The sequence below is a fragment of the Marinobacter salsuginis genome (genome assembly GCF_009617755.1).
GTDB classification, from domain to species: domain Bacteria; phylum Pseudomonadota; class Gammaproteobacteria; order Pseudomonadales; family Oleiphilaceae; genus Marinobacter; species Marinobacter salsuginis.
On sequence record NZ_BGZH01000001.1, the window covers coordinates 1,972,168 to 1,987,266 of the forward strand.

9 protein-coding genes are annotated in these 15,099 nt (G+C 56.6%); 6 read left to right on the forward strand and 3 right to left on the reverse strand.

The genetic code is table 11. The annotated features are described in order from the left end of the window. Window positions 1-72 precede the first annotated feature (72 nt). The 3 genes from GJU83_RS09015 to GJU83_RS09025 all read left to right on the forward strand — a co-directional run bounded on the left by GJU83_RS09015 (window position 73) and on the right by GJU83_RS09025 (window position 5,143). The gene (locus GJU83_RS09015) at window positions 73-3,456 is read left to right on the forward strand and encodes a hybrid sensor histidine kinase/response regulator (RefSeq protein WP_153634147.1); all 3,384 of its coding nucleotides are present in this window, start codon (window positions 73-75) and stop codon (window positions 3,454-3,456) included. Further along, window positions 3,443-4,348: a response regulator transcription factor gene (locus tag GJU83_RS09020; protein WP_069182384.1), complete on the forward strand. Its 906-nt coding sequence runs from the start codon at window positions 3,443-3,445 to the stop codon at window positions 4,346-4,348. Before GJU83_RS09015 ends, GJU83_RS09020 begins: the two co-directional genes overlap by 14 nt. A 168-nt stretch (window positions 4,349-4,516) precedes the next feature. Next, window positions 4,517-5,143: a DUF3047 domain-containing protein gene (locus tag GJU83_RS09025; protein ID WP_228715183.1), complete on the forward strand. Its 627-nt coding sequence runs from the start codon at window positions 4,517-4,519 to the stop codon at window positions 5,141-5,143. Between the two features lie 14 nt (window positions 5,144-5,157). Here GJU83_RS09025 and GJU83_RS09030 read toward each other — a convergent pair whose 3' ends face one another. Together GJU83_RS09030 and nhaB are read right to left on the reverse strand one after the other, a co-directional pair. Further along, a complete protein-coding gene (locus GJU83_RS09030) occupies window positions 5,158-5,961 on the reverse strand; it encodes a substrate-binding periplasmic protein (protein ID WP_227514434.1) in 804 nt (267 codons plus the stop codon). Window positions 5,962-6,088: 127 nt separating this feature from the next. Next, window positions 6,089-7,594 carry a sodium/proton antiporter NhaB gene (gene nhaB, locus GJU83_RS09035; RefSeq protein WP_069182820.1) on the reverse strand — a complete coding sequence of 502 codons (1,506 nt, stop codon included), beginning with the start codon at window positions 7,592-7,594 and terminating at the stop codon, window positions 6,089-6,091. 384 nt (window positions 7,595-7,978) lie between these two features. Here nhaB and GJU83_RS09040 point away from each other — a divergent pair, with 384 nt between their 5' ends. Genes GJU83_RS09040 through GJU83_RS09050 form a run of 3 tightly spaced genes read left to right on the forward strand, consistent with a single transcriptional unit; the run spans window position 7,979 to window position 13,194 of the window. Then, window positions 7,979-10,048, forward strand: a complete 2,070-nt coding sequence (locus GJU83_RS09040; protein WP_153634148.1) for a TonB-dependent siderophore receptor — start codon at window positions 7,979-7,981, stop codon at window positions 10,046-10,048. A gap of 28 nt (window positions 10,049-10,076) precedes the next feature. Next, a complete protein-coding gene (locus GJU83_RS09045) occupies window positions 10,077-11,012 on the forward strand; it encodes an AraC family transcriptional regulator (RefSeq protein WP_069182388.1) in 936 nt (311 codons plus the stop codon). Window positions 11,013-11,064: 52 nt separating this feature from the next. Further along, complete coding sequence (locus GJU83_RS09050; protein WP_153634149.1) at window positions 11,065-13,194, forward strand: TonB-dependent siderophore receptor; 2,130 nt, start codon at window positions 11,065-11,067, stop codon at window positions 13,192-13,194. A gap of 46 nt (window positions 13,195-13,240) precedes the next feature. Here GJU83_RS09050 and glmS read toward each other — a convergent pair whose 3' ends face one another. Next, complete coding sequence (glmS, locus tag GJU83_RS09055; protein ID WP_153634150.1) at window positions 13,241-15,073, reverse strand: glutamine--fructose-6-phosphate transaminase (isomerizing); 1,833 nt, start codon at window positions 15,071-15,073, stop codon at window positions 13,241-13,243. Between the last annotated feature and the right edge of the window lie 26 nt (window positions 15,074-15,099).

Consider the following 15,099-nt stretch of genomic DNA (forward strand, 5'->3'; position numbering starts at 1 on the left):
TTTCTCATCCGGTGCATTTCAGCTTGAAGCTGCACTAACGCGGGGCACCCAGAAACCAAAGGCAAGGCAGTCATGGCGGCAAGACAGACTATTTTTCGGGTTCGGCGCAGCTACAACCAGTGGGTAGCCAACCAGACCCTGGAGGACTATGCGCTTCGCTTTACTGCCAAAAGCGCCCGGCGTTGGTCAGCTGCCCGGGTGAGCAATACCGCTCTGGGAGCGATCTCGTTCCTGGCGCTTGAAGCCATTGGCGGCTCCATTACCCTGCACTACGGGTTCGATAACGCGGTCGCCGCGATCCTCGCTGTCAGCCTGGTGATCTTTCTGACGGCGATTCCGATCAGTTACTACGCAGCCCGTTACGGGGTCGACATTGACCTGCTGACCCGCGGCGCCGGCTTCGGCTACATTGGCTCCACCATCACTTCCCTGATCTATGCCTCATTCACGTTTATCTTCTTCGCCATCGAGGCGGCGATCATGGCCATGGCACTGGAAATGCTGTTCGGGGTTCCCCTGGTGCTTGGTTACCTGATCTGTGCCGTGGTCATCATTCCATTGGTCATACATGGCATCACCACCATCAGCCGTTTCCAGGTCTGGACCCAGCCAGCCTTCATCCTTTTGCAGATCGTGCCTTTTGTTTTTGTCATCTACTCGGACGCCTCCTCAATCAGCGATTGGACGCAATTCGAGGGCGTTAACCCGGTGAATACCGGTGGCTTGAGTATCGTGATGTTTGGAGCCGCGGCGGCGGTTGTTTTTTCCCTGATCGCACAGATCGGCGAGCAAGTGGATTTCCTGCGCTTTATCCCCGAGCCCCAGAACGCGAAGGAAAAACGGCGCTGGTGGGTTGCCGTTATGGCGGGCGGCCCTGGCTGGATCGTGATCGGTATGCTGAAGATTCTGGCAGGCTCTTTCCTGGCCGTGCTTGCCCTGAATCAGGGCGTTACGGCCTCTGAAGCCGCCGACCCTACCCAGATGTACCTGATCGCTTTCAACTACATTACCCATTCGCCCGAGATTTCCATGGCCATGGCCGGCATTTTTGTCATTCTTTGCCAGCTCAAAATCAACGTCACCAACGCCTACGCCGGCTCCATTGCCTGGTCCAATTTCTTTTCTCGTCTGACCCACAGTCATCCCGGGCGGGTCGTCTGGTTGTTCTTTAACGTCGCTATTGCCCTGCTGGTGATGGAACTCGGTGTCTACCGGGCTCTGGAGGAAACCCTGGGGTTCTACGGCATTGTCGCCATTGCCTGGGTAGGCTCCCTGGTGGCCGATCTGGTGATCAACAAACCACTGGGGCTCAGCCCCGCGCACATTGAGTTCAAGCGCGCCCACTTGTACGACATCAACCCTGTCGGCGTTGGTTCCATGCTGACGGCTTCGGTTGTCGGCATCACCTGTCACACCGGCATACTGGGAGACTATCCCCAGGCGCTTTCCCACTTCATCGCGATGGCCGTTGCTTTGATCATGGCGCCTCTGATTGCCTGGAGGACTGGCGGCCGTTTTTACACCGCACGGCCCTTCGTCCCGATTGCGACCGATCATCACCCGGTTCAGTGCACGATCTGCGAGCACCACTTTGAACCCGAGGACCTCACGACCTGTCCCGCCTACGAGGGCACCATCTGCTCCCTGTGCTGCTCTCTGGATGCCCGGTGTGGCGACGTGTGCAAGCCGGGAGCGGGTTACCAGGAGCAGCTCAATCAGTTTCTCGGAACCCTGATGCCGAAACCGCTGCTGGACGGTCTGCGTTCGCGGATCGGGCATTTCCTGAGTCTGCTGATATTGATCAACGGGCTTTCGGGACTGCTGTTGTCATTAATCTATTTCAAGACTCCGGTGGCTTCACCGGCCGAGGGTCTGCTGCTGTCGATTACGCTTTGGAAGGTGTTCTTCATACTGGTCATCGTAACCGGTGTGATTTGCTGGCTGTTCGTGCTTGCCCATGAAAGCCGGGTGGTGGCCGAGGAAGAGTCCCGTCGTCAGAACCGCCTGTTGATGGAAGAGATCATCGCCCATGAACGAACCGACCAGGCCCTCCAGCAGGCGAAAGAGCAAGCGGAGGCCGCAAATGGCGCGAAAAGTCGCTATCTGACCGGAATAAGTCATGAACTCCGCTCTCCACTAAATGCCATTCTCGGATACGCCCAGCTGATGGAGAACGACGAAACCATTCCCGCGCACCGGCAGGAAGCCCTGGGTGTGATTCGGCGCAGCGGTGAATACCTGGCCGACCTCATTGAGGGGCTGCTGGACATTTCCAAAATCGAAGCGGGTCGGCTGGACCTGCACCGTGATCAGGTCCGCATTGAACTGTTGATGGAGCAACTGGTGACCATGTTCCGTTTGCAGGCAGAAGACAAAGGCCTGGCCTTTGATTATCACTGCCCCAATCCGCTTCCGGAACTGGTAACCACGGACGAAAAACGACTGCGGCAGATTCTGATCAACCTCCTGTCCAACGCCATTAAATATACTGACCGGGGCGGAGTATCCTTGACCCTGCGCTATCGCAGTCAGGTAGCCGAGTTCACCGTGCGCGACACCGGCGAGGGTATAGCCCCCAAGAATGTGGAACGTATCTTCCGGCCCTTCGAGCGCATCCGCACACCGGGACAAAGCCGGACAGGCACGGGTCTTGGCCTGACCATTACCCGCCTGCTCACCGAGATCATGGGGGGTGATATTTCGGTTGAAAGCGAGCCTGGGCAGGGGAGCGTCTTTCGGGTGAGCCTCATGCTATCGAGCCTGCATGCCTCCGCTCCCCGCTCCATCTCGACGCCGACCAAGCGCATCTACGGGTACCACGGCCCGCGGCGAAAAGTGCTGCTGGTCGATGACGATGTCTCCCACCGCCAGGTCATGCGTGCCATGCTTTCACCCCTGGGCTTTGAAATCGTCGACACCGGTAATGCACTGACGGTAATGGCGACCGTTGAGGCTGAGCGCCCTGACCTCGTGCTTCTGGACGTCTCCATGCCCGGAATGAGCGGCTGGGACGTGCTGGCATCACTGCGCGAGCACAAGCACACCATCCCGGTTGTCATGGTTTCAGCCGACGCCAATGAAGGTCACCACGCGGCTGACTCTCCCCGGCTGCACGATGGCTACATCATTAAACCCGTGCGACTGGATCTGCTGCTTGACACCATTGCCAGCGTGCTGGATCTCGGGTGGCGTTTCGATAAAAGCCCGGAGCCCCTCGCGGCCATTCCCGCCCCCGAGCATGGCGTTCTTCCTTTACCAGAACTGGAGCATCGTCTGGCTCTGGCCGACCTGGCCCGGATCGGGCATCGAAAGGGCTTGCTTGAAGCCTTGCATGCCCTGAAACACAGCGGCGATGCAGCTGAACCCTTTGCGCGTGAGCTCACCAGACTCACCAATGATTTCCAGTTCGAGAAAATTCTTGAACTACTCGAGGTAGCCGAACATGAAGCTTCATAATGACCGGAAAACTGTCGTGATGGTCGTGGATGACGCGGTCGACTCCATTCGAATGATCAACGACGCTATGGAAGAGGCCGGCATGACGGTGCTGGTTGCCCTGGAAGGGAACCAGGCCCTCACCATCAGCCAGAATATAACGCCGGACGTGGTGCTGATGGATGCTCTGATGCCCCACATGGACGGCTTCGAAACCTGTCGAAGATTGAAGGAGAACCCGGCATTTACCGACATTCCTATCATCTTCATGACCGGGCTGAGCGACACGGAACACGTTGTTATGGGGCTCAATGCCGGGGGCGTGGATTACGTGACAAAGCCCATCAACACCACCGAGCTGCTGGCCAGAATGGATGTGCACCTGACCAACGCCCGCATGACCCGAAGCGCCCGCAGCGCGCTGGATACAGCCGGTCAGAACCTGTTTGCCGTGGACCAGGCGGGCAATCTGCTCTGGGGCACGCCCCAGGTTTGTCAGTACCTGCCCGATGCGGCGAACCCTGAATTCTCCGATGTCCGCGCCCGCCTGGCAGAATGGCTGGGGCACCAACCCGAACCAGGCCACAGCATGCCAATGGAAATCATGGGCGTGGCTAGGTCCGTGGAGTTTCTGGCCCTTGTGGATAACCGGGAATACCTGCTTCGGCTAAAAACACCGCAGAACCCTAACAGCGCAACAGCCGCTTTGCGGCAACGGTTCGAACTGACATTGAGGGAATCCGACGTGTTACTGTGGATCGCTAACGGCAAGACCAATCGGGAGATTGGCCAGATACTGGATATGAGCCCCCGGACCGTCAACAAGCATCTGGAGCAGGTATTCCGGAAGCTGGGCGTGGAGAACCGGACGGCAGCTGCGGCCAGCGCGATCCGGGTGTTGGCGATTCAGTAATCGTTTCGGGCACTTTTGCGCAAAGCGTCTGTCCACGGGTATACCTCCTTCCAGACATCGAGAAGCCTGATGAGAAAGACGACAAGATTCCTGTCACTCCTGTTTTTTGCAGGCATTTCTGGATTCCTGGTTGCTCAGCAATCACCCGCTCTCAAACCGTTTTCTGACATGCAGTCCCTCAATGACGGCTGGGAACCCCTGGAATTTCCCAAGATCGATCAGCTCAGTCGGTATGAACTGACCACAGAGGACGGTCAGCAGGTTGTCAGGGCCACCACCGAAGGCGGGGCATCTGGCCTCATTGCCCGGGTAAGATTGGAGCCCGCCGATTCACTGATTTTGCAGTGGCGTTGGAAGGTCTCGAACGTGTTCGAGAAGGGTGATGCCCGGGAAAAGTCCGGTGACGATTATCCTGCCAGGATCTACGTTGCGTTCGAGTTCCAGCCTGAAAAAGCTGGCTTCTTCGAACGCGCCAAACGCAAGACGGTTGAAGTGTTATTCGGAGAGTCTCTCCCGGGCAACGCTCTGAACTACATCTGGGCCAATAGCCTGCCCAAGGGCGAGATCGTGCCCAACCCTTACACCGAGAAAACCATGATGATCGCGGTGAATTCAGGATCAGAACAGATCGGTGAATGGGTCACCGTGGAACGTGACATTATGGCCGACTACCGGGAAGCGTTTGGTGAGGAACCACCACCGGTGGTCGGAATTGCCATTATGTCGGATTCCGACAACACCGGGGAGAAAGCAACGGCCTGGTATGGGGATATCTTTCTTGATCCCGAATCGTGAACACCAAAAGATGGTTATCGGTATTGTTCTGGAAAGCCCGGTATCACAAAGCTCTCCCCGAACTCCCGTATCGGGGGCACTTCACCCTGTTCAGCCAGACGCAGGTAGGCATCATCAAACTCTTCCCGCAAAATCGCTGCTCTGGGATTAGCAAGCGAAAACAGCCAGGTTAGATTTCTTAAACGAATCTCTGATTCGCGAATCTTCTCGTCTTCGGACATTGCCAGAGTTTCCAGAACTGGATCCCGGTGTCCGAACAAGTAATGTCCGCGGCCAAGCTTGAGCATGTCCAAAGCCGCTCGATAATTGGGTGCCTGAGTGACGTCAATTGAACTCTCGCCTTCCAGCCAATACAAAAGCCCGCCATAGGTGTATCCAGCAATCGTGATTACTGTCTTACCCTGCAACTGATCAAAATGGGACAGTGGTTCTGTTCCCTCCAGATACCAGGCGCTCAATTGGGAAGCGAAGGGACTCACCCAGGTCTCGAGAACTTCACCCTTTAGAGCCGGGACGTTGGCTGATCCAGGCCAAACATCAATCCGGCCGTTCCGCAGATACAGGTAAACACGACTGATGGGAAGATAGAGAAATTCTGGTTCATAGCCCGCTTCGATAGCCACTTTTCGGGTAATCTCAATGAACGTGCCCGCCGGACTGCCATCGGCTTTCTGATAGGTCATCGGAGGAAAGTCGACATAGGCGATTTTGAGCAGTTTGCTGGCTGTTCCCGCTTCAGCAAGCGCGCCGGTTGCTAAAAATAATCCTGCTAGCAACGCACAAATGCGGATACTGACAAAGCGCATGGCTTCAGACATCAGGGAAAGCTGGACTGAACAGTTTCTGGGCATGGAATCCGTATTATTGTTGTGATCTGGTTAAGCAAAGATTAACAGACCCGCGCAAATCTGCACTGATACCGCCCGCAAAAATCTGAACAGAATGTCAAATATGGTTAATCACCATGTACAGGCCCACACCGCCCATTACCAGCATATAGGGAAACGCCATGATCACCATCTTGCCATAGGACAGACGAACCAGCGGCGCAATGGCAGACGTCAGCAGGAACAGGAAAGCCGCCTGGCCATTCGGGGTCGCCACACTGGGAAGATTGGTGCCGGTGTTTATGGCAACCGCCAGCTTCTGGAAGTGATCATAGCTGATAGCACCTGCATCCAGGGCCTGCTTCACCTCACTGATATACACGGTGGCAACAAACACGTTGTCGCTGATCATCGACAGTACGCCATTGGCAATAAAGAACATGCCTGGCTGCCGGGCTTCGGGAAGCGACAGAACGTAATCAATGATCGGCTTGAAGAGGTGCTGTTCGTGGATTACCGCAACTACTGCGAAAAACACCACCAGCAGAGAGGTAAACGGCAGGGATTCCTGGAAAGCCTTGCCAATCTGATGTTCGTCGGTGACACCGGTAAATGAGGTAATCAGGATAATCACCAGAAGGCCAATCAAGCCGACCTCCGCCAGGTGGAATGCCAGGCCCACCACCAGAACTGCCGCGGCAAACGCCTGTACCCAGAGCGCGGCCTGATCAGCCTTGGTACGCTTGGCCCGCTCATTCTCGGCAAACTCCTCCAGCACGCGGCGCACGGGCTTGGGCAAGCGACCGCCGTAGCCAAACCAACGCAGCTTCTCCAGAGCCCAGCAGGTAAACAACCCGGCCGCCAGCACCGGCAGGCTCACCGGCGCCATATGCAGGAAGAAACCGGCAAAATCCCAACCCACTACCTTGGCAATCAGCAGGTTCTGCGGCTCGCCCACCATGGTGGCCACGCCACCCAGGGCTGTACCGATTGCACCGTGCATCAACAGGCTGCGCAAAAAGGCCCTGAAGTTTTCCAGATCTTCCCGGTGCAGTTCGATCACTTCGTCGTCACTGCCAGCGTTGTGATCCTTGTGCTGATAGCCCTTACCGGAAGCCACCTTGTGGTAAACCGAGTAGAAACCCACTGCGACGCTGATGATTACCGCGGTCACCGTCAGGGCGTCCAGGAAAGCCGAAAGAATCGCCGCCGCGGAGCAGAACAATAATGACAGAGCCGACTTGGAGCGCACACCCACCAGAATCTGGGTGAACGTCACCAGCAGCAGCTCCTTCATGAAATAGATGCCCGCCACCATGAACATCAGCAGCAGGATAACCGGGAAGTTGGTGAGCACTTCCAGATAGACCGCGTCCGGCGTGGTCAACCCGATCAACAAGGCCTCAACGGCCAGCAGACCACCCGGCAGCAGCGGATAGCACTTCAGGGCCATGGCCAGGGTAAAAATAAACTCCGCAATCAGAAGCCAGCCGGCCGTTCCCGGCCCCAGGGTCCACATGACAATCGGGTTGGCGACAAGAAACAACAGGATGACCTGCTTGTACCAGACGGGCGCCTTGCCAAGGAAGTTGTGGGTAAAGCCGGAAATAACGGTAGTGGGCATTACGGAAATCTTCTGAGAAAACGGGTTATTGGTATTGTGTGGCAGCAGGCCCGAATCTTCCTTGATATTTGCGTACCGGGGTATGGTCCAAAGGTACAAATCTGAGACCACTTTTGGTCTTAATAGCAAAAAGAAAAGCTCAAAGGTCTCGCCAACACGATTATTTTCGTAACATTACTTAAATTAAACCCCTAATGCGACGGCATTTTAACCGATTTCCGCGGTCATGCGGTGATTTCATTAAAAATTTACCGTGTCATTTCCGTTCAAAACCACTGCATCTAAATGATATTGGTTTGCATTACGATTTATTTAAGAATAATATTCGGCGGATTTGATGACTTTCACCACTTAACCACTGTCCGCTATGAAGGTGTTCCCATTATGCCCGCCGTCGTTTTACCCAAGCCTTTGGCCCTCGCAATCCGTCTGACCCTGAGTATTGGTATTGCGACGGCGTCAACGCCACTTCTGGCGCAGGACGAAGCCGAAACCAGCCTGGATGCACTCGTGGTCTCAGCCACCGCACTGAAAGTTGAAACCCCGCTGGTTGAAACACCAAGGCCAGCTTCCGTGGTCGATGAAGAAGAGCTTCTTGAGCGCAACGTTCAATCCCTTGATGAAACATTCCGCTATCGCGCCGGCGTGGTTTCCGGCCACTACGGCGCGGACAACGACACTGACTGGTTCAAAATCCGGGGTTTCGACCAGGCCACCTATCAGGACGGCTTGCGCATCTATCGCGAGGGTTTCTATCAGTGGCTGCCGGAAACCTATGGCCTTGAACGCGTGGAACTTCTCAAGGGACCCGCGTCCATTCTTTACGGTGAGGCACCCCCGGGCGGCGTAATCAACGCCATCAGTAAACGCCCGACCGATCAGGCGCAGGGAGAACTGCAGATTCAGGCTGGCACCAACGAGCACCGCCAATTGGGTCTGGACACCTCAGGCCCGATTGGAGACAGCGATTCGGTCAGCTATCGCCTGGTTGGCCTGTACCGTTCCGCCGACGGTGATATTGACTACACCGAAAACGAGCGCTATTACGTGGCGCCCAGCCTGCGCTGGGATGTGTCCGAGGATACCTCCCTGACGTTCCTGGCGAGCCTTCAGAAGGATGATGCCGTACCCTACAATGGCTTCAAGCTGGCTTACGGCACGATCCAGGACACGCCCTTTGGCAAGGTTGAACCTTCCACCTTTTACGGCGAACCCGGATACGACACCAACGAACGTACCCAGTTCTCTGTCGGTTACAGCCTTTCACATCGCTTCAACAACACCTGGGAGTTTCAACAGGACACCCGTTACAGCGAGCTCGACCTGCTACTGCGCAGTATCTACATGTCGTTCCAGAGTGGCCCGAGAGAAGGGACCCGCGGCATCGTCTATCGCGATGGGGATCTGTCCAGCTGGACGGTGGATAACCGGCTGGTGGGAACCTGGTTTACTGACCGCACTGAAAACACCCTGTTGATTGGTGTGGACTATCAGGAGCTCGAAACCAATGGTCTGGAACTGGATAATTTCGCCTTTTCCACGATCGACATCTTCGACCCGACTTACGGTAATTTCACGCCGGTATCGCCTGCAGACCTGACCCGCCGAAACATCACCAAGGAGCAAACCGGCCTTTATCTCCAGAATCAGCTCCGACTGGACGATCGCTGGATTTTTCTCGCGGGCGCGCGGTACGACCAGGCTGAAGTGGTTGATCGCAACCTGACCGCGGATTCCCGGCAGAGAGCCGACGACGATCAGATATCTCTCTCAGGTGGGGTTATGTACCTGGCGGATAATGGCTTCTCGCCATACCTTTCGTGGACCGAGTCGTTCCAACCGATTGCCGGCGTGGATAACAACGGCAACCTTTACGAACCGCGGGTTGGTGAACAGTTGGAATTCGGCGTCAAATACGCTCCGAACAGTCTGGACGGCTATGTGACGGCGGCCATCTATAACATTGAGGAAGAAAACTCACTGGTCACCAGTCCTTCCGGCTTTCAGGTTCAGGAAGGCGTCAGGGAAACCCAGGGCTTTGAACTTGAGAGTGTCGCCTATCTGACCGAACAGCTCGAGTTGACAGCTGCCTACACCTACAACGACGCAACAACGGACAACACCTCCGACAACCAGCCCGCGGCCGCTGCGAATCTGATCCCCCGTCATTCTGCGTCGGTTTGGCTGGACTACGCCTTCCAGGATTTTGCGCCGGGTCTGAAGCTCGGTGGTGGCGCCCGGTACGTTGGCAGTACCGACGACAGCTTCACGGGAACCGAGGTGCCTTCTTACACGGTGGTGGACCTGATGGCGCAATACCAGTTCGTGGACAACTGGATCGCACAGCTGAACGTGAACAACGTTGCTGATCGCGAATACGTCGCCAGCTGTGAGTTCTACTGTTACTACGGTGAAGAGCGCAGTGTGGTCGGCACCCTGAGCTATCGCTGGTAAATCTCCTGCCCGGTAACAGGAGTCCCCGATGACCCCGTCAAGCCGGCAAACCCAGCTGGGCAGGATCGGGAAGGTTCTGGATTACATCCACCTGAACCTGGACAAGCCGCTGGCCGTTACCAGCCTTGCCAGGATCGGGGGATGGTCCCGCTGGCAATTCAACCGCGTGTTCGCGTTCGAGACCGGTCAATGCGTCGGGCAGTATGTGAGGGAACTGCGGCTGAGCCTGGCGGCGGAAATGCTGCTGTTTACCAATCAGCGCATCATCGATATTGGTCTGGCCTGCGGCTTTGGCTCGGACATCAGCTTCAGCCGCAGTTTCAAACAGCATTTCGGGTGTCCACCGGCCCAGTACCGGCGCCGCGGACTGCCGTGCCTGCTGAGCACGCCTTTATGTCTCGACCCGGCCCTTCTGCCGGATGCCTCCCTCCGGGCCCGAGTCCCTGCCATCCGGCTTGATTCAAGGCCGGCGTTCACCGTGGCCGGTCGCTCCGAGAAGATACGGGGACTGTTCTCGTCCAATCCTGATTTCAACGTCAAGGTCCCTGCGCTCTGGGGTTCGTTATCGGCCGCCGGGCTGCTACCAGAGGCGCAACCCAGGTTTGGCGTTATTGATCTCTCCGGGGGAGCGGGTCCCGAATTCCACTATCTGGCTGGTATTGAAACCGGTGAAGCCCATGCTTCTCGAGGTCTCGAAGTGCTTCAGGTGCCTGCCCAGAATTACGCGGTGGTCTCCTTTCAGGGCCCCATCCGCTCACTCGCTGAAATCCTGAAATGGTTTTTCAATGCCTGGCTTCCACATGCCGGCTGCAAGGCGATCTATGGATTTGATCTGGAGGTCTACCCTCCGGAATTCGACGTCCGGGCGCCGGAAGTGAGCATGGAATACTGGATTCCAGTCGTGCTTGAGACACCATTAATTACCGGCATGCACCAATCGGTTAAGTCCTGTTCAACCAGATAAATATAATGGGAATGATTCGCAATTAATCATTCGAGGTTTAACAGGACCCATTATGCATTCACACGTTATCAAACCCTCCGCACTGGCTGTTGCCATTGGCCTGGCTGTCAGCCAGATGGCTGCCGCAGACTCCAATGACCCCCTGGAACTGGACACCATGACGGTGTACGGCGAGACCTACCGAAACACCGCCACCAAGACGGCACTGGAACCGGGCGAAACCCCGCAAAGCATCTCCGTTCTGGACCAACAGGCCCTGGAAATGCGCGATGCGGACTCGGTTGCGTCAGCGCTTCGTTATGCGCCGGGTGTGAACACCGAGTTGCGAGGCGGGGCGGTGGGCCGACTGGATCTGTTCAGCATCCGCGGTTTTATCAACTACCAGAATTATTATGACGGCCTGCAACTGCTCTACAACGACTGGAATCTGCAGCCCCAGATTGATCTGAAGGCTGTGGAGCAAGTTGAGGTCTTCCGGGGCCCTACATCGACGCTATACGGGTCCATGCCTCCGGGCGGGATGGTGAATCTGATCGGCAAACAGCCCTCCACCGAGAGCTTTAACAAGATTGAGGTGGCGGGTGGTTCCCGCAATCTGGCGGAAGCCTCCGTTGAGAGCCGGGGTCAACTGGGCGATTCCAGCCTGTCCTACAGCCTGGTGGGTCTGACCCGTACCCGGGATGGTCAGGCCGAAACCTCCGAGGAGGAGCGCCACATGATCGCGCCGTCCGTGGATTGGCAGGTGAGCGAGGACACACTCATCAACTTCAACCTTTACTACCAGAACGATCCGGCCATGGGGATTTATACCACCCTGCCCGCTTCCGGTCTGTTCCTGCCCAACCCCAATGGCGAACTGCCGCAGGATGCCTTCTCCGGCGACGCCAACTGGAACGAGTTTGAAAAAGAGGTGTTGCTGGCCGGCTACAAGGTCAACCACAACATCAACGACAACTGGAATTTCCTGCAAAACTTCCGGTACACCGACGCGGAAGCGTTTCAGACCAACACCTACGGAACGGGTCTCGCCGCAGATGGCAGGACTCTCTCCCGACAGGCCTATCTTACAGATGAAACGACCACCGGCTTCACCGTGGACAACCAGTTTTCGGGACGCTTTCAGACCGGATCGGCCCGGCACAATATACTGGTGGGCCTGGATTACCTCAGTCTCGACTCAGACGTAATCTACGAGGATACCGCAGCCCCCGCCATCGATCTGTTTGATCCGGACCACTACCAGATCACTCAAGACAACATAACTATAGAGAACACCGCACTGTCTTCTGACTTCAATATTCGCAAGAAGCAGCTTGGCATCTATTTCCAGGACCAGATCGAACTGAACCGGTTCGTAATCATTGGCGGCGTCCGCTGGGATGATTTCACCGGTGAGGAAAAAGGCAGACAATACGGTGGCACGGTCGACAGGAAGCTTGACCAGGACAACGTTTCCACTCGCGCGGGCGTGATGTATCGGGGTGCCAACGGCCTCTCACCCTACATCAATTATGCCGAAAGCTTTGAGCCACAAACCGGCAGTGACCGCAATGGCAATGAGTTTGATCCGTCGACAGGCGACCAGTGGGAACTGGGTTTGAAATACCAGTCCCAGGATCAGCAAACATCAGCCAACCTTGCGTTTTACCAGATTACCAAGGACAACGTGCCGACTCGCGACCCCAACGGTGGCCCTTATGATCAGATCCAGGCCGGGGAAGTACGTTCCCAGGGCATCGAACTAGAAGCCCGGGCACAACCCATCGACAGCCTGTTGGTGACCGCCAACTACACGCTGCAGGATGTTGAGGTCACCAAGGACAATACCGGACTGAAAGGTCGAACGCCGGTCTGGGTACCCGAGCACCTTCTGTCTGTGTGGGCCGATTATGGCTTTTATGACGGACCTTTGAATGGCCTGGTTGCAGGCATTGGTGCCCGGTACATCGGCGAAGCTGAATACAACGCCGCCACCAATGAGGGGAAAGTACCAGATACAACACTGGTGGATATCGCCCTGCGTTATAGCCTCGGCCGAGTCTCCCACACGTTGCGAGGTACCGAACTGGGCCTGTCAGTTAACAACCTCACCGACGAGCGCTACTACAGCTGTTTCGACAGTTCCAACTGCTGGTTTGGGGAGGAGCGAACGGTAGAGGCGTCTGTTTCCTATCGCTTCTGAGGTTCTGCGGCTCTGACTGAAAAGCCCCGCGTATGCGGGGCTTTTTTCATTCAACGGTAACGCTTTTCGCCAGATTGCGGGGCTGATCCACATCAGTACCCTTCAGCACCGCCACATGATAGGACAGCAACTGCAACGGAACGGTGTAGACAATCGGGGCCGTAATCGGATGCACAGAAGGAATCTGCATCACGTGAAGGCCCTCTTCGGCTTTCACATCGGCCTTCTTATCCGCAAAGACAAACAGCTCGCCGCCGCGGGCCCGCACTTCTTCGAGGTTGGACTTCAGCTTCTCAACCAGATCATTGTTGGGCGCGACGGTGACCACCGGCATTTCGCTGTCGACCAGGGCCAGAGGACCATGCTTCAGTTCACCGGCCGGATAGGCCTCGGCGTGAATGTAGGAGATTTCCTTGAGCTTGAGGGCACCTTCCAGGGCAACCGGGAACTGGGAACCGCGGCCCAGGAACAGGCTGTGGTTCTTGTCCATGAAGGCTTTGGACATCTCGGCAATCTCGGCATCCAGGGCCAGCACATCACTGACCTGGCCAGGCAGCAGATGGATAGCCTCAACGATCTCTGCTTCCTGCTCTTCCGGCAGCCCGTTGTGACGAGCAAGAGCCAGGGTGAAAAGGAGCAGTGCGGTCAGTTGGGTGGTAAAGGCCTTGGTGGAGGCCACGCCGATTTCCGGTCCGGCCTGGGTCATGATCACCAGGTCGGATTCCCGCACCAGGGAACTGCCAGGCACGTTACAGATGGCCAGTGCCGCCCGGAAGCCGGCCTTCTTGGCCTGGCGCAGGGCCGCCAGGGTATCGGCGGTTTCGCCGGACTGGGAGATACACAGGAACAGGGTGTCCTGCTGGATCACGTGCTTGCGGTAGCGAAACTCAGAGGCCACTTCCACTGAGCAGGCAATACCAGCCAACTCCTCAATCCAGTAACGAGCCACCATACCGGCATGGTAACTGGTGCCGCAGGCAATGATCTGTACGTGACGAACGTTCTCAAGCAGATTTGCTGCCTCGGTACCCAATGCCTGTTCCAGCACCCGGGTTTTGGTGACCCTGCCTTCCATGGTGGCCTTGATCACTTTGGGCTGCTCATAAATTTCCTTGAGCATGAAATGACGGTATTCGCCCTTGTCGGCCGAATCGGCGCCATGTTCGAAACGGGTTACTTCCCGCTCCACCGACTGACCCTCGCGATCGAGAACAGTGATGGCATCCTTGCGGATGTCCGCAATGTCCCCTTCTTCCAGGAACATGAAGCGATCGGTGACCGGCAGCAACGCGAGCTGGTCCGACGCGATGAAGTTCTCACCGATACCCACGCCGATCACCAGGGGGCTGCCCTCACGGCACACGACCAGATGGTCCGGTTCATCGGCGTGAACAACGGCCAGGGCATAGGCGCCACGAAGACGGGCAATGGCGGCCCGTACCGAATCATGGAGATTCCCCAGGGTCCGGTAGTTCTTCTCGATGAGGTGGGCAACGACTTCAGTATCAGTCTGAGAGGAAAACTCGAAACCGTCCGCCCGTAGCTCTTCGCGCAGCTCCTGATAGTTCTCGATAATGCCGTTATGGACGATCGCAAGCCGCTCGCCGGACATGTGAGGGTGGGCATTGATCTGGGAGGGCTCACCGTGGGTGGCCCAGCGGGTGTGCGCAATGCCCAGATGACCTGCAAGCGGGTTGGCTTTCATGGCGTCGCCGAGCGCGGCAACCTTGCCCACCTCCCGCGCTCGTTGAACCTTGTGATCACCACCGATCACGGCCATGCCCGCGGAGTCATACCCGCGATATTCCAGACGGCGCAGACCCTCAAGAAGGATGCCCTGAACGTCCCTTTCCGAAACCGCGCCTACAATTCCACACATGCTGCTCTACCTGTCTGTCGATCGTT